Annotated in this window: 14 protein-coding genes and 1 pseudogene; 7 read left to right on the forward strand and 8 right to left on the reverse strand. The window is 73.2% G+C overall.

Annotation, left to right across the window (positions count from 1 at the left end; all coding sequences use genetic code 11):
• Positions 1-299 precede the first annotated feature (299 nt).
• Positions 300-1,685: an MFS transporter gene (locus ABZ192_RS39940; protein WP_356929368.1), complete on the forward strand. Its 1,386-nt coding sequence runs from the start codon at positions 300-302 to the stop codon at positions 1,683-1,685.
• A 62-nt stretch (positions 1,686-1,747) separates the two neighbouring features.
• Here ABZ192_RS39940 and ABZ192_RS39945 read toward each other — a convergent pair whose 3' ends face one another.
• From ABZ192_RS39945 to lnt, 4 genes are all read right to left on the reverse strand, one after another.
• Positions 1,748-3,688: a GAF domain-containing protein gene (locus ABZ192_RS39945; RefSeq protein WP_356929369.1), complete on the reverse strand. Its 1,941-nt coding sequence runs from the start codon at positions 3,686-3,688 to the stop codon at positions 1,748-1,750.
• 73 nt (positions 3,689-3,761) lie between these two features.
• Positions 3,762-4,562: a 3-hydroxybutyrate dehydrogenase gene (locus tag ABZ192_RS39950; protein ID WP_356929370.1), complete on the reverse strand. Its 801-nt coding sequence runs from the start codon at positions 4,560-4,562 to the stop codon at positions 3,762-3,764.
• A gap of 54 nt (positions 4,563-4,616) precedes the next feature.
• Complete coding sequence (locus tag ABZ192_RS39955) at positions 4,617-5,096, reverse strand: NUDIX domain-containing protein (protein ID WP_356929371.1); 480 nt, start codon at positions 5,094-5,096, stop codon at positions 4,617-4,619.
• Between the two features lie 67 nt (positions 5,097-5,163).
• Complete coding sequence (gene lnt / locus ABZ192_RS39960) at positions 5,164-6,780, reverse strand: apolipoprotein N-acyltransferase (protein WP_356929372.1); 1,617 nt, start codon at positions 6,778-6,780, stop codon at positions 5,164-5,166.
• 296 nt (positions 6,781-7,076) lie between these two features.
• On the opposite strand from lnt, the gene ABZ192_RS39965 reads away from it, so the two are divergent.
• A complete protein-coding gene (locus ABZ192_RS39965) occupies positions 7,077-8,102 on the forward strand; it encodes an O-antigen ligase family protein (RefSeq protein ID WP_356929396.1) in 1,026 nt (341 codons plus the stop codon).
• Positions 8,103-8,114: 12 nt separating this feature from the next.
• Here ABZ192_RS39965 and ABZ192_RS39970 read toward each other — a convergent pair whose 3' ends face one another.
• A complete protein-coding gene (locus ABZ192_RS39970) occupies positions 8,115-8,669 on the reverse strand; it encodes a hypothetical protein (RefSeq protein WP_356929373.1) in 555 nt (184 codons plus the stop codon).
• A gap of 73 nt (positions 8,670-8,742) precedes the next feature.
• Entirely contained in the window at positions 8,743-9,528 is a 786-nt protein-coding gene (locus ABZ192_RS39975) for an aspartate/glutamate racemase family protein (RefSeq protein WP_356929374.1), read from the reverse strand.
• A gap of 39 nt (positions 9,529-9,567) precedes the next feature.
• Here ABZ192_RS39975 and ABZ192_RS39980 point away from each other — a divergent pair, with 39 nt between their 5' ends.
• A complete protein-coding gene (locus tag ABZ192_RS39980) occupies positions 9,568-10,761 on the forward strand; it encodes a glycosyltransferase (RefSeq protein WP_356929375.1) in 1,194 nt (397 codons plus the stop codon).
• A gap of 28 nt (positions 10,762-10,789) precedes the next feature.
• Here ABZ192_RS39980 and ABZ192_RS39985 read toward each other — a convergent pair whose 3' ends face one another.
• Positions 10,790-12,094 carry a TerD family protein gene (locus ABZ192_RS39985; RefSeq protein WP_356929376.1) on the reverse strand — a complete coding sequence of 435 codons (1,305 nt, stop codon included), beginning with the start codon at positions 12,092-12,094 and terminating at the stop codon, positions 10,790-10,792.
• A 296-nt stretch (positions 12,095-12,390) separates the two neighbouring features.
• Between ABZ192_RS39985 and ABZ192_RS39990 the strand changes: the two genes are divergently transcribed.
• The 4 genes and pseudogenes from ABZ192_RS39990 to ABZ192_RS40005 all read left to right on the forward strand — a co-directional run bounded on the left by ABZ192_RS39990 (position 12,391) and on the right by ABZ192_RS40005 (position 17,139).
• A complete protein-coding gene (locus ABZ192_RS39990; RefSeq protein WP_356929377.1) occupies positions 12,391-12,819 on the forward strand; it encodes a DUF6643 family protein in 429 nt (142 codons plus the stop codon).
• Between the two features lie 45 nt (positions 12,820-12,864).
• Positions 12,865-13,692: pseudogene (locus ABZ192_RS39995) on the forward strand (MOSC N-terminal beta barrel domain-containing protein).
• A gap of 175 nt (positions 13,693-13,867) precedes the next feature.
• Entirely contained in the window at positions 13,868-14,473 is a 606-nt protein-coding gene (locus ABZ192_RS40000) for a hypothetical protein (RefSeq protein WP_356929378.1), read from the forward strand.
• Between the two features lie 227 nt (positions 14,474-14,700).
• Entirely contained in the window at positions 14,701-17,139 is a 2,439-nt protein-coding gene (locus ABZ192_RS40005) for a right-handed parallel beta-helix repeat-containing protein (RefSeq protein WP_356929379.1), read from the forward strand.
• Here ABZ192_RS40005 and ABZ192_RS40010 read toward each other — a convergent pair.
• Positions 17,109-19,526: a hypothetical protein gene (locus ABZ192_RS40010; RefSeq protein ID WP_356929380.1), complete on the reverse strand. Its 2,418-nt coding sequence runs from the start codon at positions 19,524-19,526 to the stop codon at positions 17,109-17,111. The two genes, ABZ192_RS40005 and ABZ192_RS40010, sit on opposite strands and share 31 nt — an antisense overlap.
• Positions 19,527-19,805: the final 279 nt, after the last annotated feature.

A 19,805-nucleotide genomic window follows, 5' to 3' on the forward strand; every position in this document is an offset into this window, starting at 1 on the left:
CGCTACGAGAAGACCGCCACCATCTACCTGGCCGGACTCCACATCGCGGGCATCTTCCTCTGGTCCGCCCGATGATCCAAACGAAACCGCCTAGGCGCAGCGCTGAACTACGCGTCCCGGACGGCGCTCGTTTCGACAGCCGTCGAGCCCCTGAACCGCCTTTCCATGAGTCGGCATGGTGGCCACACGCATAGCCACCCCTCTAACTATGTTGCCCCGCCACATGTGCGCCTGACCTGCGGATTCCTACGGTATGGCGACACGGAAACGTCCCCGCCAACTGCCAGGAAGTGGTGCCGATGCCTTCCCCCGCGACCGCTCCCCCACCCCCCGCCAGCCTCAAACGCATCGTCACGGCCAGCCTCATCGGCACCACCATCGAGTGGTACGACTTCTTCCTGTACGGCTCCGCCGCCGCGCTCGTGTTCAACAAGCTGTTCTTCCCCGACTCCGACCCGCTCGTCGGCACGCTGCTGTCGTTCCTGACGTACGCGGTCGGGTTCGCCGCCCGGCCGCTCGGTGCGCTGGTGTTCGGGCACTACGGTGACCGGCTCGGGCGCAAGAAGCTGCTGGTGCTGAGTCTGCTGCTGATGGGCGGGGCGACCTTCGCGATCGGGCTGCTGCCCACGCACGCCACCATCGGGACGGCCGCGCCGGTCCTGCTCACCGTGCTCCGGCTGGTCCAGGGGTTCGCGCTCGGCGGCGAGTGGGGCGGTGCCGTGCTGCTGGTGTCGGAGCACGGGGACGCGCGGCGGCGCGGGTTCTGGGCCTCGTGGCCGCAGACCGGCGCACCGGCGGGGCAACTCCTCGCCACGGGTGTGCTGTCCGTGCTGACCGCCGTGCTGTCGGACTCCGCGTTCGGCAGCTGGGGCTGGCGGATCCCGTTCCTGCTCTCCGGGGTGCTGGTGATCGTCGGTTTGTGGATTCGTCTGTCTGTCGATGAATCGCCGGTCTTCAAGCAGGCGTTGGCGCAGGCCGAGGCCCGTAAGGCGGACCGGGCCGCGGAGGCCGAGAAGCTGCCGCTGGTCGCCGTGCTGCGGCATCACTGGCGTGACGTGCTGGTCGCGATGGGGGCGCGCATGGCGGAGAACATCAGCTACTACGTCATCACGGCGTTCATCCTCGTCTATGCCACCACCTCGGCCGGCGTCTCCAAGCAGACCGCTCTCAACGCCGTACTGATCGCCTCGGCCGTGCACTTCGCCGCCATCCCGGCGTGGGGCGCGCTCTCCGACCGAATCGGCCGCCGTCCCGTGTATCTGATCGGTGCGGTCGGGGTCGGGCTGTGGATGTTCCCGTTCTTCTCGCTGATCGACACCGGCGGCTTCGGCAACCTGATCCTCGCCGTCACGGTGGGGCTGGTGCTGCACGGGGCGATGTACGCGCCCCAGGCCGCGTTCTTCTCCGAGATGTTCGCGACGCGGATGCGCTACTCCGGCGCGTCCATCGGCGCCCAGTTCGCCTCGGTCGCGGCCGGTGCGCCCGCGCCGCTGATCGCCACCGCGCTGCTGTCCGACTACGGCAGCTCCACGCCGATCGCCCTGTATGTCATCGCCGCCGCCGTGCTCACGGTGATCGCGGTGGCGGCGGCCAAGGAGACCCGCCACCGGGACCTGGCCGACGTCGCCCCTCCCGCCGGCCCCGACCGGACGACGGCACCGGCGGCGGACGCCCGCACTCTCTGAGCCGTCCCGGCACCGGCCCCCGTGCGTCCTCCTCACCGCGTACGGGGGCCCGCCTACGGGTGTCAGTGCCGCGCCGACAACCGGTGCAACCGCAGCGCGAGTTGGATCTCCAGGGCGCGGGCCGGGCTCTGCCAGTCGTCACCGAGGAGGCGGCCGACGCGTTCCAGGCGCTGGGCGACCGTGTTCACATGGACGTGCAGTTCGTCCTTGGTGCGGGCCGGGCTCATACCGCAGGCGAAGTACGCGTCGAGCGTACGCAGCAGCTCCGTGCCGCGTCGCCGGTCGTAGGCGACGACCTGGCCGATGGTGCGCTCGACGAAGCCGGGGATGTCCCGGTCGCCGGCCAGGAGCAGCCCGAGGAAGCCGAAGTCCTCGGCGGCGGCCCCGTCCCCGAAGCGGCCGAGGAGCCGCAGGGCGTCGAGGCAGCGCCGGGCCTCGGCGTAGGCCGTGGCCACGGAGTCCGTTCTGGTGGCGAGGTCCTCCGCGGGTGCCGAGGCGCCGACGGTGACCGGTGCGTGGACCGCTGAGCCCAGATGCCGGGCGGCGCGGCGGGCCAGTTCGGTGGCGGTGTCGCCGGGGCCGAGAGGCAGCAGAAGAACCGTGCCGCCGTCGCGTGCGGCGGCCAGGCCCTGCCGGGTCGCGGCGAGGTGGGACGCGGCGGCGGCCAGGCGTCTGCGGGCGTCCGCCTCCTGGCCGGCGTCGGGCGCGTCGCCCTCCAGTCGCGCGGCCAGCACGACATGGACCGCGTCGAGGTCGGCGTCGAGGCGGGCCGCGCGCTCCCGCAGCAGGCGCGGGTCGCGGTCGCGGGCGTCGAGCAGGTCGTCCAGAAGCTCGCCACGGACGCGTTGTTCGGCCTCGGCCGCGGACCGGCGGGCCAGGAGCAGCAGGGAGGTGACCATGGCGGCGCGCTCCAGGGTGCGCTGGTCGACGGGGTCGAGCCCCGGGTGGCCGCGCAGCACGAGTGCGCCGAGCAGTTCTCCGCCCGCGGCGACGGCCGCGATCCAGTCGTCCTCGTGCCGCACCGCGTGGCCCTCCGCGCGGGACGCCTCCAGGGCCTGCCCCGGGGCCGCGGCGGCTTCCGTGAACTCGACCGTGCCGTCGAGGACTTCGGAGACGGCGGCGGCCACGTCGTGGACCCCGCCGCCGCGCAGGACGAGCTCGGCGAGCCGGTCGTGCACGTCGGAGGCGCGTTCGATGACGCCGCTGCGGTCCTGGATGATCTCGTTGGCCCGCTCGAGACCGGCGAGGGCCGACCGGGTCTCGGCGAGCAGGTTGGCGGTGTCGATGGCGGCCGCGGCGAGGGCGGCGAAGGAGCCGAGCAGGGCGATCTGCTCCCGCTCGAAGACCCGGGCGCGCCGGTCAGCGGCGAACAGCACGCCGATGACGTGGTGCCCGAGCGTGAGCGGCACGCCGAGGATGGCCACGAGTCCCTCGTCCCGCACGCCGGCGTCGATGGTGAGGGTGTGCTGGAACCGGTCGTCCTTGAAGTAGTCGTCGGTGACATAGGGGCGTGCGGTCTGTGCGACGAGGCCGCCGAGGCCCTCCCCCATGCCGAGCCGCAGCTGCTGGAACCGGGCCGCGACCGAGCCCTCGGTGACCCGCATGTAGGTGTCGCCGCGCGCCGGGTCGTTCAGGCTGAGGTAGGCGACGTCGGTGCCCAGCAGCGAGCGGGCGCGCTGCACGATCGCCTGGAGTACGGCGTCCAGGTCGCGCAGCCCGGCGAGGTCGTGGGCGGTCTCGAACAGTGCGGACAGCTCGGCCTCGCGGCGGCGCCGTCCCTCCAGTTCCTCGCGCACGCGCAGGGCGAGCGGCTTGGCCTGCTGGAGTGCGGCGATCCACTCCGCCGGGCGGCCTTCGGCGCGGGCGAGCAGCACCGGCTGCTCGTAGGCGTCGGCGGACGCGCCGCGGGCCAGGAGCTCGAGATACGGCGTCTGAGCGGCGGCCGGTGGCGGTTCGGCGAGGCCGGCGGAGCGCTCGGCCGGCTGCACGTGATCGCTGGGCATGCTCACAGGATTCACCATGATCGGGCCGTCCCGTCAGCCCTGTGGACAACTCGGGACCGACGAGGCCACAGGCTCAGTGGGCGGTCCAGCCGCCGTCGAGCACGAGTGAGGTACCGGTCACGAAGGACGCCTGCGGACCGCACAGATACGCCACGGCCTCGGCGACCTCCTCCGGCTCGATGAGCCGCTTGACGGCACTGTCCTGGAGCAGCACCTCGGACAGGACACGCTCCTCGGGGATGCCGTGCGCCCGGGCCTGGTCGGTGAGCTGTTTCTCGACCAGTGGGGTGCGCACATAGGCGGGGTTCACACAGTTCGAGGTGACACCGTGGGACGCGCCTTCGAGGGCGGTGGTCTTGGAGAGTCCCTCCAGCCCGTGTTTGGCGGCCACATAGGCCGACTTGTAGGCCGAGGCGCGCAGTCCATGGACGGACGACACGTTCACGATGCGGCCCCAGCCCTGTCCGTACATGTGGGGCAGGGCGCCGCGGATGAGCCGGAAGGGCGCCTCCAGCATCACGGTGAGCACCGTGTGGAAGACGTCGGGCGGGAACTCCTCGATGGGGCGCACGAGCTGGAGCCCGGCGTTGTTGACGAGGACGTCGGTGCCCGCGGCGGCGAGTTCGGCGGCGTCCAGATCGGTGAGGTCCAGGATGTGCGGTTCCACGGTACCCGCGAGGTCGCGGCCCTGTCCGGCGAGCGCCTCCAGTCCCGCGGCGTCCCGGTCGACCGCTCTCACCTTCGCGCCGGCGGCCGCGAGCCGCAGCGCGCAGGCGCGGCCGATGCCGCCGGCGGCACCGGTGACGAGAGCGGTGCGGCCGCCGAGGTCGAGCGGCAAGGCGTGGTGAGCCGGAAGGACATGGGGCGCGGTCATGCCTCGACCCTAGGCAGCACCATGGGCGGGCCCCATGTGGTCACGCCCTACAGTTCAGCCCGATGCAGTGGGGTCGAACCATGTGGGGGCGTCCGACAGGGCCTGCTTGATCCGGAACAGCCCGAACTCGTCCAGCCGGGGCAGGGCGTCGATGTCGAACCAGGCCACATCCAGCGACTCGTCGTCGTTGACCCGTGCCTCGCCGCCGACGGCCCGGCAGCGGAGGGTGATGTCCATGTACTGGCAGATGTCGCCGTTCCCGTAGGTGACGGGATCCATGGCCTGGACGAGGACGACGCGTTCGGCGACACAGTGCACGGCTGTCTCCTCGTAGACCTCCCGCACGGCGCAGGCCGCGGGCTGCTCCCCCGGGTCCGGGATACCGCCGATCACGGACCACTTGCGGGTGTCGGACCGGCGGTTGAGCAGCACTCTGCCCTCGTCGTCGAAGACGAGGGCGGTGACTCCCGGGAGCCAGAGCAGCTGGTGACCGGCCGAGGCCCGGAGGGTGCGGATGAAGTCGGGAGTAGCCATGGCCCGACCCTAATAGGCGGGTTGCGGCGCCCCGGCGGGTTTCAGGAGGTGTGCGACCGGCGTACGGCTACACGCCAGCGGCGCGTCGCCCGCGCAGACCGGCGCCGACAGCCCAGCCCAGTCCGCCGGCCGCGACCAGCACGAGGGCGATCTCCGGCAGGATGCCGAGCTGTGTGGCGGGCGTCTGCGAGGAGCGCAGCGGCACCTTCTGCACCAGTGAGTCGGCGACGAACATGCCGGTCCTCTGCGTGATCTTGCCGTCCGGCATGATGATCGCGCTGACGCCGCTGGTCACCGGCACCGTCACGGTCCGGCTGTGCTCCACCGCGCGGACGCGGGACATGGCAAGCTGCTGGTAGGTCATCTCACTGCGGTCGAACGTGGCGTTGTTGCTCGGTACGGAGATCATCTGGGCGCCGTCGGTGACCTCGGAGCGCACGGTCCAGTCGAAGGCGGCCTCGTAGCAGGTGACGAGACCGACCTTGGCGCCGTCCATGCTGAACACGCCCGGCTTGGTGCCCCGGCTGAAGTCCTGGCGGACCATCGCCGTCCAGTTCTCGTTGATCGCGCCGATGAACGAGCGCAGCGGGAGGTACTCGCCGAACGGCTGGATCTGGCGCTTGTCGTAGGTGTCGACGGGGCCCTTCGCCGGATCCCACAGGATCTGCTCGTTGTAGAGCTTGCCGTCCCGTTCGACGACGCCGCCGACCGAGATGGGCACGCCGACGGCCTTGGCCGCCGTGTCGATCACGGCGCGGGCGTCGGGGTTGGCGAAGGGGTCGATGTCGGAGGAGTTCTCCGGCCACAGCACGAAGTCGGGCCTCGCGACCTTGCCGGCCTTGACCTCCGCGGCCAGGCGTTCGGTCTCGCGCGCGTGGTAGTCCAGGACGGCCCGCCGCTGGGAGTTGAAGTCGAGACCCGCCCGCGGCACATTGCCCTGGACCACCCCGACGGTGACGCTGCCGTCCTCGGCCTTGTCGCTGACCAGCGGCCGGGCCGCTACGGCCGCCACGACCGGGACGGCCAGGCTCAGCAGACCCACGGCCGCCGCGGCCCTGCGCACCGTGCCGGTGCGGCGCCACACCCCGGCCAGGCGGACGACCTCGTACAGCCCGAAGCCGCACAGCACGACCGCGAAGCCGAGCACCGGGGTGCCGCCCACCGCGGCGAGCGGCAGGAACACACCGTCCGCCTGCCCGAACGCGATCTTTCCCCAGGGGAAGCCCTCGAACGGCACGCGCGCGCGTGCCGCCTCACCGGCGATCCACACAGCGGCCGCCCACACCGGCCATCCGGGCAGCTTCGACACGGCGGCGACACCGGCGCCGACCAGCGCGACGAAGACCGCCTCGATCGCCACGAGGGCGAGCCAGGGGCCGGGACCGACCTCCACCCCGGTCCACACCAGCAGCGGCAGCAGGAAGCCGAGGCCGAAGAGGTAGCCGAGACCGAGCCCCGCCTTCCAGCCGCGGTCGCGCAGCACCCAGCCGAAGATCGCGAAGGCCGGCACGGCCAGCCACCACAGGGTGCGGGGCGGGAAGCTGACGTAGAGGAGCAGGCCGGAGAGCGCGGCTGCGGCGGCCGGGAGGAGACGCACCAGACGCCGGGCCCAGGTCCGCGCCTCAGGCGCGATCTGCGGCTCCAGCTGATCCGACTCGCCGACGGAGGTTGCGGTGACGGTCACTCCCGGAGTGTAAGGCGAGCGACCTTGACACCGACAGCGCGGTCCACGGGGCGGCCGCGTCACCGCCGCACCGGGTATCTGCCGCAACGTTCCTGCTCATTTCGTCACGACACATCCACAAACCGTCCACCAGCGGCTACGGTGTGCCGAAGCCTCAGTCGTGCGGCCCGTGGCGGCCCATGCGACCGGGGTCTTCACAGGTCGGGGGCGACGTGGCGCGGGGGGCGGGCGGGGTGGGTTCCAGCGGGCTGACGTCCGCGTCCGGGCAGGACGCGGACGGTGAGAGACGAATCGTCGTGGACGGGACCGGCGTCGTGGTGCTGGGGGCCTGCGCCGGCTGGTCCCTGGTCACGGCCGCGCTGCACGATGGCCGCCCGGAGGGTGTGCTGCTCGCGGTGCTGGCCGTGGCGGCCGGGTACGCCGCCGGGCGGATCAGCGGGGCGTTGCTGCCGGTCGGCGCGCCCTGTGCCGGGGCCCTGGCCGGTATCGGGCTGACCGTGGCGGTTCCGCACCTCGCGCCGGGCCCGCAGATCACCACCCCTCTGGGGCATGCCGGGGCGACGGCCGCCGTGCTGACGCTGTCGTCCGGTGCCGCGTGCTGCGCGGCCTGGGCCGCTCGCGCTCCTGCCGTGCGGTTCGCCCTGCGGCTGCAGGCCGCCGGGGCCGCGGTGCTGGCGGCCGTGCTCGGCTCGGGCACGGGATGCGTCGCCTGTGTCGCGGTGCTGTTGTGCTCGCTGGCCGCCGGCCGCACCCGTCGCCGCGGCGCGGGCCTCGCGGCACTGGGCGCGGTCGCCGTCCTGGTGACCGGCCTGACGTGGGCGGTCGCGGCGCGGGCCGTACCGAACGGGCTGGTGGCCGCCCTCGAAGAGCGGCTGACACCGCACCGCGTGCGGCTCTGGCAGGACGCCTGGCATCTGCTGCGCGACGACACCGCCCTGGGCGCGGGCCCGGGGCGCTTCGGGGAGCTGAGCGCGACGTCCGCGCAGTCACTGCTGTCCGACGGCAAGCCCCACTCGGCACCCCTTCAGCAGGCGGCCGAACAGGGGATCGTGGGTGTGGCCCTGCTGGCGGCGGCGTTCGGCTGGGTGCTGTACGCGCTGTGGCGCAGCCCGCGCCCGACCCCGGTGGCGCTCACCGCGGGCGCGGCCCTGACGGCGCTCGCGGTCATCGCCGCGATCGGCAACGCGCTCAGCTTCACCGCGGTGTCGGTGGGGGCGGGGCTGCTGGCGGGGATGGCCACGGCCCGGCCGCTCACCGACGAGCCCTCGAGCCGCACGCCGGACGCGCGTTCCCGGGGTGCCGGACGCACCCCGGCGTGGTGACCGGACGCCCTCTCAGTGCGCGGGGGCACCCGGCTGGGTCCGGCCCAGCCGCGCCTTGATCACCTGTACGGCCGCCTCCGCGTCGTCCACGGTGACCGTGAAGGTGTGTCCGTCCCACAGCTCCAGCACGACACCCTCACCCCGCCGCACGACCACCGCGGTGCCCTTCTCCGGCCGCCATCGATAGCCCCAGCCGCCCCAGTGACGGGGAGTGACGTGCGAGATGTACGTCGCGCCCGCCACCTGGGAGAGCGGGATACGGCGGCGGGGCACTCCGATGTGTCCGCAGCGCACCTCCAGGTGCTCCTCGTCGACCCGCAGGGCGACGTGCACGAAGGCGAGTGTTCCGAACAGGACCAGCAGCCCGGCGGCGATGCAGCCGACCACGGCCATGGCCAGCGGGGCGATGCCGGACGTCCAGGCCGAGTCGACGGCCAGTTCGATGCCCAGTGCCATGCAAGCGGCGCCGATGAGCGCAAGCAGCCACTGGACGCGGTTGGTGGCCCGGCCGGTCCAGACGTCGGTGTGCGCGTGGGGAGCGTTCTCGCCGTGGCGGTGGTCCCTCATGCCTATGAGGTTACTCAGGTTTCGCTCCGCTGGTACCTCGTGGCGGAGCGTTACTGCGCCGGCCGGGCGGTGGTCAGCCGGCCGGCGTGACCGCCTGCAGCAGCCGCCCTTCGGCGTAGGCAAGGGCGGGTGGGGGCAGGGCGCCCTCGCGTCCGCTCAGCAGGACGGTGAGGGTGCCGTGGGGCGCGGCGCCCGGGGCGGGCTGCTCGCCGAGCCGGCGCAGGGCCTGAGCGGCCACGGCGCCCGCGGAGCCGTGCAGCACGAGGGGCGGGCGGCCCGGGCGCTGGACGGCGGCCCGGATGCGCTCGGCGACCAGCTCGTAGTGGGTGCAGCCCAGGACGACGGTGGTCACTTCGTCGGGGGTCAGTGCGGCGGCCGCGGACACGGCGGCGTCGATCGCGGCCTCGTCCGCGCGTTCGACGGCCTCGGCGAGGCCCCAGCAGGGCACCTCGGTGACGGGCACCCCGTCGGCGAAGTCCCGGATCAGGGTCCGCTGGTAGGTGCTGCCGGTGGTGGCCGGGGTGGCCCAGATGGCGAGGTGCCCGCCGCCGGCCGCGGCCGGCTTGATCGCCGGGACGGTGCCGATGACCGGAATTCCCGGCTCGAGGCGGGCGCGCAGGGCGGTGAGCGCGTGCACGGTCGCGGTGTTGCAGCCGACGATCAGGGCGTCGGGGCGGCGCGCGGCGGCCGCCTCGGCGACGGCCAGGGCGCGCTCGGTCAGGTCTTCCGAAGTCCGCGGGCCCCACGGCATGCCGTCGGGGTCCAGGGAGAGTACGAGATCGGCGTCGGGGCGCAGCCGCCGAACCGCGGCGGTGGCCGCCAGCAGACCGATTCCGGAGTCCATGAGCGCGATCTTCACCCGATCACGATAGACGATGAGCGGTCCCGGGCCGTTCCGGTGGGGCAGACTGCGCGCGTGAGCGCCATTGTGTGGACTGCCGCTGGATCGCTTCTCGCCTGGCTGTGGCTGCTGCTCTGTCAGGGCTTCTTCTGGCGCACGGACGTGCGACTGCCGCCGCGCCGGGAACCGGACGCCTGGCCGTCCGTGTGCGTCGTCGTCCCGGCCCGCGACGAGGCGGCGGTGCTGCCCGACGCGCTGCCGTCGCTGCTCGGTCAGGACTATCCGGGACGGGCGGAGATCTTCCTCGTCGACGACGGCAGTACGGACGGCACCGGTGACCTGGCGCGTGAACTGGGGCGCCGGCACGGCGGGCTGCCGCTGACGGTGGGCTCGCCGGGCGAGCCGCCCGCCGGCTGGACCGGCAAGCTGTGGGCGGTGCGGCACGGCATCGGCCTGGCACGCGCGCGTGACCCCGAGTACCTGCTGCTGACGGACGCCGACATCGCGCACGCGCCGGACAGCCTGCGGAAGCTGGTCGCGGCAGCTCGTACGGGTCGGTTCGACGTCGTCTCGCAGATGGCCCGGCTGCGGGTGGAGAGCACGTGGGAGCGGCTCGTCGTGCCGGCGTTCGTCTATTTCTTCGCGCAGCTCTATCCCTTCCGCCGGATCGGCAAGGAGGGGACCCGGACGGCGGCCGCGGCCGGTGGCTGCGTCCTGCTGCGGGCTCAGGCCGCCGAACGGGCGCGGATCCCGGATGCGATCCGGCACGCCGTGATCGACGACGTGGCCCTCGCGCGGGCGGTGAAGGGCGGCGGCGGCCGTGTCTGGCTGGGGCTGGCCGACCGGGTGGACAGCGTCCGGCCGTATCCGCGGCTGGGTGACCTGTGGCGGATGGTGTCGCGCAGCGCCTATGCCCAGCTGCGGCACAACCCCCTTCTGCTGGCCGGGACGGTCGCCGGGCTGGCGCTGGTGTATCTGGTGCCGCCCGTGGCGGTCGTGGCCGGGCTGGCGACGGGGAACGCGGCGGCAGCGGTCACCGGAGCGTCGGCGTGGGTCGTGATGACGGGGACGTACGTCCCGATGCTCCGCTACTACCGGCAGCCGCTGTGGCTCGCTCCCCTGCTGCCGTTCACCGCGTTCCTCTATCTCCTCATGACGGTCGACTCGGCGGTGCAGCACTACCGGGGACGCGGCGCGGCCTGGAAGGGCCGCACCTACGCCCGTCCGGACGCCGTGCCCGAGGAGAGCTGACGGCCGCGCTCACGCCCCCGGAGGGGAGTCACTTCCTGCCGGGGGTCCAGTTCATGCCCCACCCGTAGGCGTGGTCGACGGTCCGCTGCGGGCTCACCCCGCGCTCGGGCACGAGATAGCGCGCCTCGCGCTGTACGACGAGGTCGTTGCCCGTGTTGGTGATGAGGGCGAGCGCGCACACGGGCGAGGGGACGGTGCACTCGTCGAGGAAGAACTCGACAGGGGCGCCGTGCTGCGGCTGGAGGGTGACGGTGGCGTTCAAGTCGGCGAACGAGCGGGCGCCTTCGTAGATGGTGACGAAGACGAGGATGCGCCGGAAGGCGTTCTTGTGGTCGAGATTGACGGTGAGGTTCTCACCGGTCGACACGGCGCCGGTGCGGTCGTCGCCGTCGAGGTGGATGTACGGGGGCTGGTGCAGCGCCCCGAAGGCGTTGCCGAGGGCCTGTACGACGCCTTTGCTGCCGTCGGTGAGTTCGTACAGCGCGCACAGGTCGAGGTCGAGGTCGGAGTGCATCGCGGCCGGGCGGCCGAACTTGCTGCTCCAGCCCGAGAACTGCTTGTGCACCTGCCAGTTGAGGTTCACGTGCAGGGCGCCGGAGGTGCCGCCCTGCTTGGTGAGCGACACGGAGGGGGCGGCCTTGGTGAGCGTCACCTTGGTGAGACGGACGGGTGCGGGCGGTGCCGCCGGGGGCGCGGCCGGCGGGGGCGGGGCCGCCGACCGGGTGGGCGGCGGAGGCGTGTACACCGAGGGCGCGGCCACGGGCGGCACGGGAGACGGGGCCGGTGTCGGTGTCGGTGTCGGTGTCGCCTGCTGCGGTTCGTCGACCGTGATGCCGTAGTCCGTGGCCAGTCCTTCGAGGCCGCTGCTGTAGCCCTGGCCGACGGCGCGGAACTTCCAGGCGCCCTGGCGGCGATAGAACTCACCGAGCACGAAAGCGGTTTCAGTGGTGGCGCCCGGGTTGTCGAAGCGGGCGACCGGCGTTGCCCGCGCGATGTCCTGGACCTCGATGTACAGCCCCGGGACCTGCCCGAACGCACCTCCGTCGGAGGAGGCGGCGAGGACGATCGTCTCGATCTGGGGCTCCACGCGCGTGAGGTCGACGAGGAGCGTGTCGGTCACCCGGCCGTCGGCGGTCCGCTTGCCCTCGTGCCGGATCGCGCCGGAGGAGTGCGCGGGCTGGTTGTAGAACACGAAGTCCGCGTCCGAGCGGACCTTTCCGCTTACCAGTAGCAAAGCGGAGGCGTCGGCGTCGGGCACCCCCGGGCCGGCCCGCCAGCCCAATTCCACGCGCAGCGGCGAGGTGGGCACCGGAGTGTTTGAACCTTTCAGCATTTGCATGTCCGCCCCCATTGCGTGTCACCGCGCCAGGCACATCCCGGCCGTCCGTCGAGTTCCGCCCGCACAACCTATTCCTCCCCGCGCCGAACTCCCATGCACCGTCACAGGAAGACCGATGGCCAACCCCTGGTAATGCGCCCGGAACTCGGCCTTTACACGATCGGAGCCTTGTTCGGTGCCCCATTTTGCCGAGTTCGCTCGCATTGGGGATACCGGGTCACTGCGGACACGGAAAACAACCCTCTTATCGGTCTCCCCAACCAGCACATCGTGGGCTTAACTTATGTGCCATGACCTCCCCCCGCTCCACCTATGGCGGCGGCTACTACTCCGCCTCCTTCCCGGACACCCCGATCTACGACAAGCTCGTCGCCGAGCGGGGCACCCCGCAGATCGCCCCGATCCGGGTCCCCGCTCAGTACGACACGCCGGGCGGCAGCCTGCCCGCCCTCCCGTCGGCGCTGCCCGCTCTTCCGGCAGCCCCGTCCCAGCCCGCCTACGGTTATCCGCAGGCGCAGCAACCCGCCCCGCTCCAGCAGGCGCCAGCGGCCTACATCCCGCAGCAGGCCACCGCACCGCGCGGATACCCCGGCCCCCAGCCGCAGCAGCCGCGCCCGGCGGCACCCGCGGGCTACGAGGCGATGCGCCCCGCGGCTCCCCGGCCCGCCCAGGCTCCCTATCAGGACCCGTACAACAATCAGCAGTACCGCGGTTACTGATCCGCCCGCCCGGGGGCTGTCGGTGCCGGCTGGCACGATGGCCCCATGGGGAACGCGCATCTGCACTCGATCCACGTCCATCCGGTCAAGGCGGTCCGGGGCCTCGCGCCCCGGGAGGCCGCCGTGGAGCCCTGGGGGCTGGCCGGAGACCGGCGCTGGGCGCTGATCGACGACGGGGGAAAGGTCCTCACGCAGCGTCGGGAGCCGCGCCTCGCTCTGGCCGCCGCCGAGCTTCTGCCGGACGGCGGCGTCCGGCTGTCCGCGCCCGGCATGGAACCCCTGACGGTGAGCGTCCCAAGGACGTCGGGCACAGTGCCGGTGGAGATCTTCCGCGACAAGGTCGACGCGGTCCCCGCCGAGGACGAAGCCGCGCACGCCTAGTGCAGCGCCTATCTCGGCATCGGCGTGCGCCTCGCCTACATGGACGACCCGGCCACGCGCCGGCCCGTCGACCCGGAGTACGCGCGTCCCGGCGAGACCGTCTCCTTCGCCGACGGCTTTCCGCTGCTGCTCACCACCACGGCCTCCCTGGACGCCCTCAACGCCCTTGTCGCACAGGGGGACCACGCGGACGAGGGCCCGCTGCCCATGAACCGGTTCCGGCCGAGCGTGGTCGTGGCGGGCACCGCCGCCTGGGCCGAGGACGACTGGTCGCGTCTCGCCATCGGGGACGTGTCCTTCCGCGTGGCCAAGACCTGCGGCCGGTGCGTGGTGACCACCACCGACCAGGGCACGGGCGAGCGCGGCCGGGAGCCCCTGTACAGCCTGGGACGGCATCGGCGGCTCGACGGCAAGCTCGTCTTCGGGCAGAACCTGGTGCCCCTGTCCCGGGGCACGATCCGGGTCGGCGATCCGGTCAGCATCCTCGAATAGCCGGGCCGGCGGTCGCCGCCCCCGGGCGGGAACCGCCCCAGACGCCCGGGCGTTGGGCCTGTGTGAGAAGTTCATGAGAGTCGCCGGTGAGAGGTGATTTCGCTCTCTCTTCGCCCGGTCGGCGCGTGGACGGCTCCGCAGGGGGTTATCACGGAGCGGGAAGGGGGTGCAGGCGGTGCGAGCGATCAGCGGACTCTGGCGCTGGCGGCGCAACCCGCTGTGCCGCGCCACGGATCTGGCCGAGGCCTGGGTGGCGCTGGCGGCCCTGGTGCTGATCCTGCTGGCCGCCCCGGTGGCCGGTTCCCTCGTCGGTGGCGCCGCCCAGGACGCCCTTCAGCGCTCCGTCCGCGAGCAGCACCAAGCGCGGCATCTGGTCACGGCCACCGTGGTCCGCAAGCTCGACCGCTCCCCGCTGGACGCCGACCCGGAGACGTCCACGGGCCGGGATCTGCGCACCCGTGTCCTCGCCGACTGGACGGCGCCGGACGGCACCGCGCGGCACGGCTCGGTGCTGGCGAGCCTCAAGGACCCGCAGCAGGGCGACGAGTTCCGGATATGGACCGACCGGCACGGCCGGATGGTGGCCCGCCCCCTCGACTCCGCGACGGCGTCGACGCACGCGGTCCTCGCCGGCTTCGGCGCCGCCCTGGCGGCCGGCGGTCTCATAGAGGGCGGCAGACGGCTGATCGTCTGGCGCATGGTCCGCCGCCGGTACGCCCGTTGGGACCAGGCATGGGACAAGGCGGGCCCGGACTGGGGCAGGACGGGCACCGGCAGCTGACAGCCTTCCGGCTCTGGTCAACCCACCACCCGCGCGCACGCTACGGTGGTCCGGCCGAACCGTTCGGCACAACCCGCGCGCGAGCGAGCAGGAGGGGCGCGCCGGTCTCGATGCCGCGTGCGCGCACAGGCCCCACGGGCCCGGCCGGGCGCGGTCCCGACACCGGCGGGAGCGTCCCGAAGGCGAACGAGCCATCAGTACGACCGAGGTGGGGGCACAGCTACACCATGGCACAGGGCACGGTCCAGGTGACGCACACCGGCACGTCACGGTGGCGGCGCCGCACGGGTGAGTACGCATCGCTCGCCGCTGCCCTGGAGGCCGCGGCCGACGGAGACGTCCTCACGGTCGCCTCCGGCACCTACCGGGAGAACCTCGTCGTGCAGCGCGCGGTGACGCTGCGCGGCCCCGAGGGCTCCCCCGGCTCGGTGCGGATCGCGCCCGTGGACGGCGTGCCGCTGACCGTGCGCGCCTCGGCGGTGGTCCAGGACCTGCACGTGGAGGGCCAGGACGCGGCGGCCCCCGCGGTGCTGGTGGAGGAGGGCACGCCGGAGCTGAGCAACGTACGGGTGGTCACGCGGTCGGCGGCCGGGATCGAGGTGCGCGGCAGCGCCCGGCCCACGGTCCGGCGCTGCGCGGTCGACAACCCGGCGGGCATCGGCATCGCCGTACTCGACGGCGCGGGCGGGGTGTTCGAGGAGTGCGAGGTCGTCGCGGCCGGCCAGGCGGGTGTGGCGGTGCGCGGCGGCGCCCACCCACGTCTGGAGCGCTGCCGGGTGCACCACACCTCGGGCTCGGGCCTGTCGGTGACCGGGGAGAACTCGGCGCTGGAGGCGGTGGGCTGCGAGATCTACGAGGTGCGGGGCAGCGGTGTGCAGATCACCGGCCGGGCCACCGCGCACCTCACGGACTGCGATGTGCACCGCACGACGGCCGACGGGGTCACGCTCGACACGGACGCGGTGCTGACGCTCGCCGACTGCCGTATCCACGACATCCCGGAGAACGCGGTCGACCTGCGGTCCCGCTCCGTCCTCACGCTGACCCGCACCACGGTGCGGCAGTTCGGGCGCAACGGCCTGTCGGTGTGGGACCCGGGCACCCGCGTGGACGCCAACCAGTGCGAGATCTTCGACAGCACGGGCGACTACCCGGCGGTGTGGGTGAGCGACGGTGCCACGGCGGTGCTCGACTCGTGCCGGGTGCACGACGTGCCGGACGCCCTGTTCGTCCTCGACCGCGGCTCGCGCGCGGACGTCGTCGACAGCGACCTGTCGCAGGTGCGCAACACGGCCGTGTCGGTGAGCGACGGTGCGACCGCGCAGCTCGACGACTGCCGGATCCGGGACGCGGCGACGGGCGCCTGGTTCCGTGACCACGGCAGCGGCGGCACGCTCAGCAACTGCACGCTGGACGGCACCCAGACCGGCGTGATCGTCACCAAGGGCGCCGACCCCACGGTGGAGCGCTGCACGATCGACTCACCGGCGGAGGCGGGGGTGTACGTCTCGGCCGGAGGCCGCGGCAGCTTCCACAACTGCCGGGTGACGGGCAGCGGCGGCTACGGCTTCCATGTGATCGACGGCAGCCGTACGAGCTTGCGGAAGTGCCGCACGGAGCGGTGCGCGCGCGGTGGTTACGAGTTCGCGGACAGCGGCGCGGACGCCTCCGGGGCGGGGCCCCTGGTCGAGGACTGCACCAGCGACGAGAGCGCGGGGCTGCGGGCACCGGCGGCGCGGGAGACGGCCGTGCAGACGGTGAGCCACTCCCCCGGCCTGCTGGGCGCGGTCCCGGGTCAGCGCACCGAACCGCAACCCCCGGCCCCGGCCCCGGTCGCGGAGCCCGAGCAGTCGGCCCGGAGCTCCAAGGACGTCCTCGGTGAACTGGACGCGCTGGTCGGCCTGGAGAGCGTCAAGCGCGAGGTGCGCGCCCTCACCGACATGATCGAGGTGGGCCGGCGCCGGCAGCAGGCGGGCCTGAAGGCCGCGTCGGTCAAACGGCACCTGGTCTTCACCGGCTCCCCCGGCACGGGCAAGACGACGGTCGCGCGGCTGTACGGCGAGATCCTCGCGTCGCTCGGTGTGCTGGAGAAGGGCCACCTGGTCGAGGTGTCCCGGGTCGACCTGGTGGGCGAGCACATCGGCTCGACCGCGATCCGCACGCAGGAGGCCTTCGAGAAGGCGCGCGGCGGTGTGCTGTTCATCGACGAGGCGTACGCGCTGTCCCCCGAGGACGCGGGCCGCGACTTCGGCAAGGAGGCCATCGACACGCTGGTGAAGCTGATGGAGGACCACCGGGACGCGGTCGTGGTGATCGTCGCGGGCTACACGGCCGAAATGGAGCGTTTCCTGTCGGTCAACCCCGGGGTGGCGTCCCGGTTCTCGCGGACCATCACCTTCAGCGACTACGGCCCCGAGGACCTGCTGCGGATCGTGGAGCAGCAGGCCGAGGAGCACGAGTACCGGCTGGCGCCCGGCGCGGCTGAGGCCCTGCGGACGTACTTCACGAAGCTCCCGAAGGGTCCGGCGTTCGGCAACGGCCGTACCGCGCGGCAGACCTTCGAGGCGATGGTGGAGCGGCACGCGAGCCGGGTCGCCCAGTTCACCGAGCCGAGCACGGACGACCTGACCCTGCTCTACGCGGAGGACCTGCCCGAGTTGCTCTGAGAACCAGGGCCGGCCTCCGCGCCCGGCTCCGCCTCCGGGCCCGGGCAGGGCTGCTCCGCCGTGTGACGGGGTGCCGGCAGGCCCGGCCGCAGCCGGGCGAGCAGTTTGCGGCGCTCCTCGGCGAACACCGGGTCCGCCTGGTAGTCGGAGTGGCCGAGGATCGGCGCCGGCAGCGGGTGCAGGTCGGTGCGGCCGTAGGAGAGGGGGTCCATCAGCGGCACGTGGTCGACCCCGAGGTCGTGGTTGCCGGGCAGGCGCACCGGGCCGCCGATGGGGTCGGTGAGCCGGTACAGGTTGCGCCAGCAGTCGACCTCCCGGTGCAGGGAGCTGAGCGCGGCGGGGCCGAAGTGCGCCGGGAACCAGCGGCCGTAGAGCCGCTCCAGCGGGGAGCCGTACGTCAGCAGCGCCACGCGTCGGCGGGTGGACGGGGAGAGCTGCCAGGCCGCGGCGGCGGCGAGCACGCTGCCCTGTGAGTGCCCGGAGATGACCAGCCGTCCGCCGGTGGCGCGGGTCCAGGTCGCGATCCGCCAGGTCAGGTCGGGCACCGCGCGCTCGGCGTAGCAGGGCGGGGCGAAGGGGTGGGCGGCGCGCGGCCAGAAGGTGCCGACGTCCCACAGGATGCCGATGGTGCGGCGGGCGGCGGCGTCTTTGTAGGCGCGCCTGCCCCAGGTGACGAACAGGATGAAGCCGAGGCCGATCAGCCAGGAGCCGAGGGCCTGGGCGGTCTCCGCGGCGCCGTGGACGACGGGGTAGGTGCCCTGTGCCGCGTCGCCCGGCGTCTCGTCGGTGGTCAGGGCGCCCACGAGGGCTCCGGCGCCGAGCAGCAGGGTGACGCCGGAGGTGACGGCGACGACGCGGGGTCCCCGGTCGGTGAGGGAGGCCATCGCGCGGGTGTAGGCGATGCGGCGGGTGCGGGCGCGGTCCTGGGTCTCGTCCGGGTAGTCGCGGGCCACCGCCTCGCGTTCGGCGCGGGCGAGCTGCCAGGCGCGGTGCGCCAGCCAGCCGAAGAGCACCAGCAGCACCACGATCAGGGGCGGGATCACGGACGCCTGCCAGGTCAGCAGGACCGGCGGGCCGTCGATCGACGTCCCGGTGCCGTCCAGCCAGTCCGCCACGCGCTGCGACACACCGCCGGACATCACCCCGCCCAGGGCGCAGGCCAGCATCGCGACGGCCGGTCCGCCGAGCCCTCGCAGCACGGCCCGCCGGTCGGGGTCGGTGCGGTGCAGTGCGTACGCGACGCCGGCGAGGACGATCACGAGCAGGCCCTGGACCAGGGCGAGGCCGCCGAAGGTGGCATCACCCGGCAGCCGGCCAGCCGACTCCCAGCCGGGGCGTTCCCAGCCCGCGTACAACAGGGCGAGGGCGAGCAGGACGAGGGCGGCGAGCGGCAGGCGCCGTACGAAGCGCTCGTCGAGTTCCCGGTCGATGCGTCTCTCGCTGCGGCCCCGGCGGCACACCACCCACACCACGGCGACGACGCAGGCCGCGAGGGCCGCCTCCAGGAGCAGGCCCAGGATGTTCAGTACGGCGGGGCCGCCGGGCTCCCGGTCGTGCCGGGCGGCGGCGCTGGCGACCGCTGCGGCGACCGTGACCAGTCCGGCGGCGGTGTGCGCGGCGCGCAGCCGGGCCACCAGTCGGCGTCCGTACCAGAAGCCGGGCCGGCCCAGCGCGGTCGGGCCGGCGCCGTCCTCGTCGGGCTCGGGGTCGCGGGCCGGCGGCTGCTGGGACTCGTAGTCGCTCCAGGTGCGCCGGGACAGGTACCACAGCAGCACGGTCAGGGCGGTCGGGACGAAGGACGCCAGGGCGAGCCTGCGGCCGGGGCTGCTCCACCAGCCGCCGTCCGAGACGGTGGGCGAGAGGAAGCCGAGCCAGGAGTGCCGGTCGGCGCACGCGCGCGTGCCCGCGCACTGCCAGGCCGCGAGGTCGAGGGCGACCTCGCAGGCGGCCGCGACGAGCAGCACCGTCAGGGTGAGCCCGGTGAGCCGCACCAGCAGGCCGTACAGGCGCACGGTGCGGCGGCGGCCCCGGGCGCTGGGGCGCATCCAGTGGGCGAGGTTGACGACCATGAACGGCAGCAGCAACAGCCACAGGGCGCGGGTGCCGTTGCCGGAGGTGAGGTTGCACCAGACGTAGGCCTCGGGCACCGGTTTGTCGCGGCGGCGGTCGTCGGGGCTGGTCTCCGCGTCGAGGTCGTCGGCGCGCCGGAAGACGGCCGCGATGCCGTCGCCGGTGATCCGCACCGTGCGCGGATCGTCGAGCATCTCCTGCGGCGTGGTGCCGCCCACGCCGTGGACCAGGAGTTCCAGAGCGGTCCCCGACTCACCGGGCCGCCGGGCGGGCTGGTCCGGCCCGCCGGTCGAGGCCTGTTCCTGCGCACGTTCCACTGATTCGCACTTCCCCCGTGACACGCCGTCGGCTCTGTCCGTGCGGGCACAAGGATCTCCAGTTCCGCGGTACCGCACACCTGCTGTCACGGAATCTCCCCGATCCGTGACCATGCGGAGAGCCACTGGTGACATGTGCGCGGCGAGCGGTCGGTGACACCGCCGGTCCCGCGACATGCGAGGATGAGGCGTCCGCGCACCGGAGCCGGGGGAGAATGTCCTGGTTGGGGCAGGTGTGCTGGGCCTGACGGACGGCATTGAGGCGAAAGGACCGGAGCG

This window comes from Streptomyces sp. NPDC006235 (genome assembly GCF_040613735.1).
In the GTDB taxonomy this organism is placed as follows: Bacteria; Actinomycetota; Actinomycetes; order Streptomycetales; family Streptomycetaceae; genus Streptomyces.

Bases quoted from the DNA above. Each gene is read 5' to 3' on its own strand.
- ABZ192_RS39940 (WP_356929368.1), top strand. From the start codon at position 300: ATGCCTTCCCCCGCGACCGCTCCCCCACCCCCCGCCAGCCTCAAACGC.
- ABZ192_RS39945 (WP_356929369.1), bottom strand. From the start codon at position 3,688: ATGCCCAGCGATCACGTGCAGCCGGCCGAGCGCTCCGCCGGCCTCGCC.
- ABZ192_RS39950 (WP_356929370.1), bottom strand. From the start codon at position 4,562: ATGACCGCGCCCCATGTCCTTCCGGCTCACCACGCCTTGCCGCTCGAC.
- ABZ192_RS39955 (WP_356929371.1), bottom strand. From the start codon at position 5,096: ATGGCTACTCCCGACTTCATCCGCACCCTCCGGGCCTCGGCCGGTCAC.
- ABZ192_RS39970 (WP_356929373.1), bottom strand. From the start codon at position 8,669: ATGAGGGACCACCGCCACGGCGAGAACGCTCCCCACGCGCACACCGAC.
- ABZ192_RS39985 (WP_356929376.1), bottom strand. From the start codon at position 12,094: ATGCTGAAAGGTTCAAACACTCCGGTGCCCACCTCGCCGCTGCGCGTG.
- ABZ192_RS39990 (WP_356929377.1), top strand. From the start codon at position 12,391: ATGACCTCCCCCCGCTCCACCTATGGCGGCGGCTACTACTCCGCCTCC.
- ABZ192_RS40005 (WP_356929379.1), top strand. From the start codon at position 14,701: ATGGCACAGGGCACGGTCCAGGTGACGCACACCGGCACGTCACGGTGG.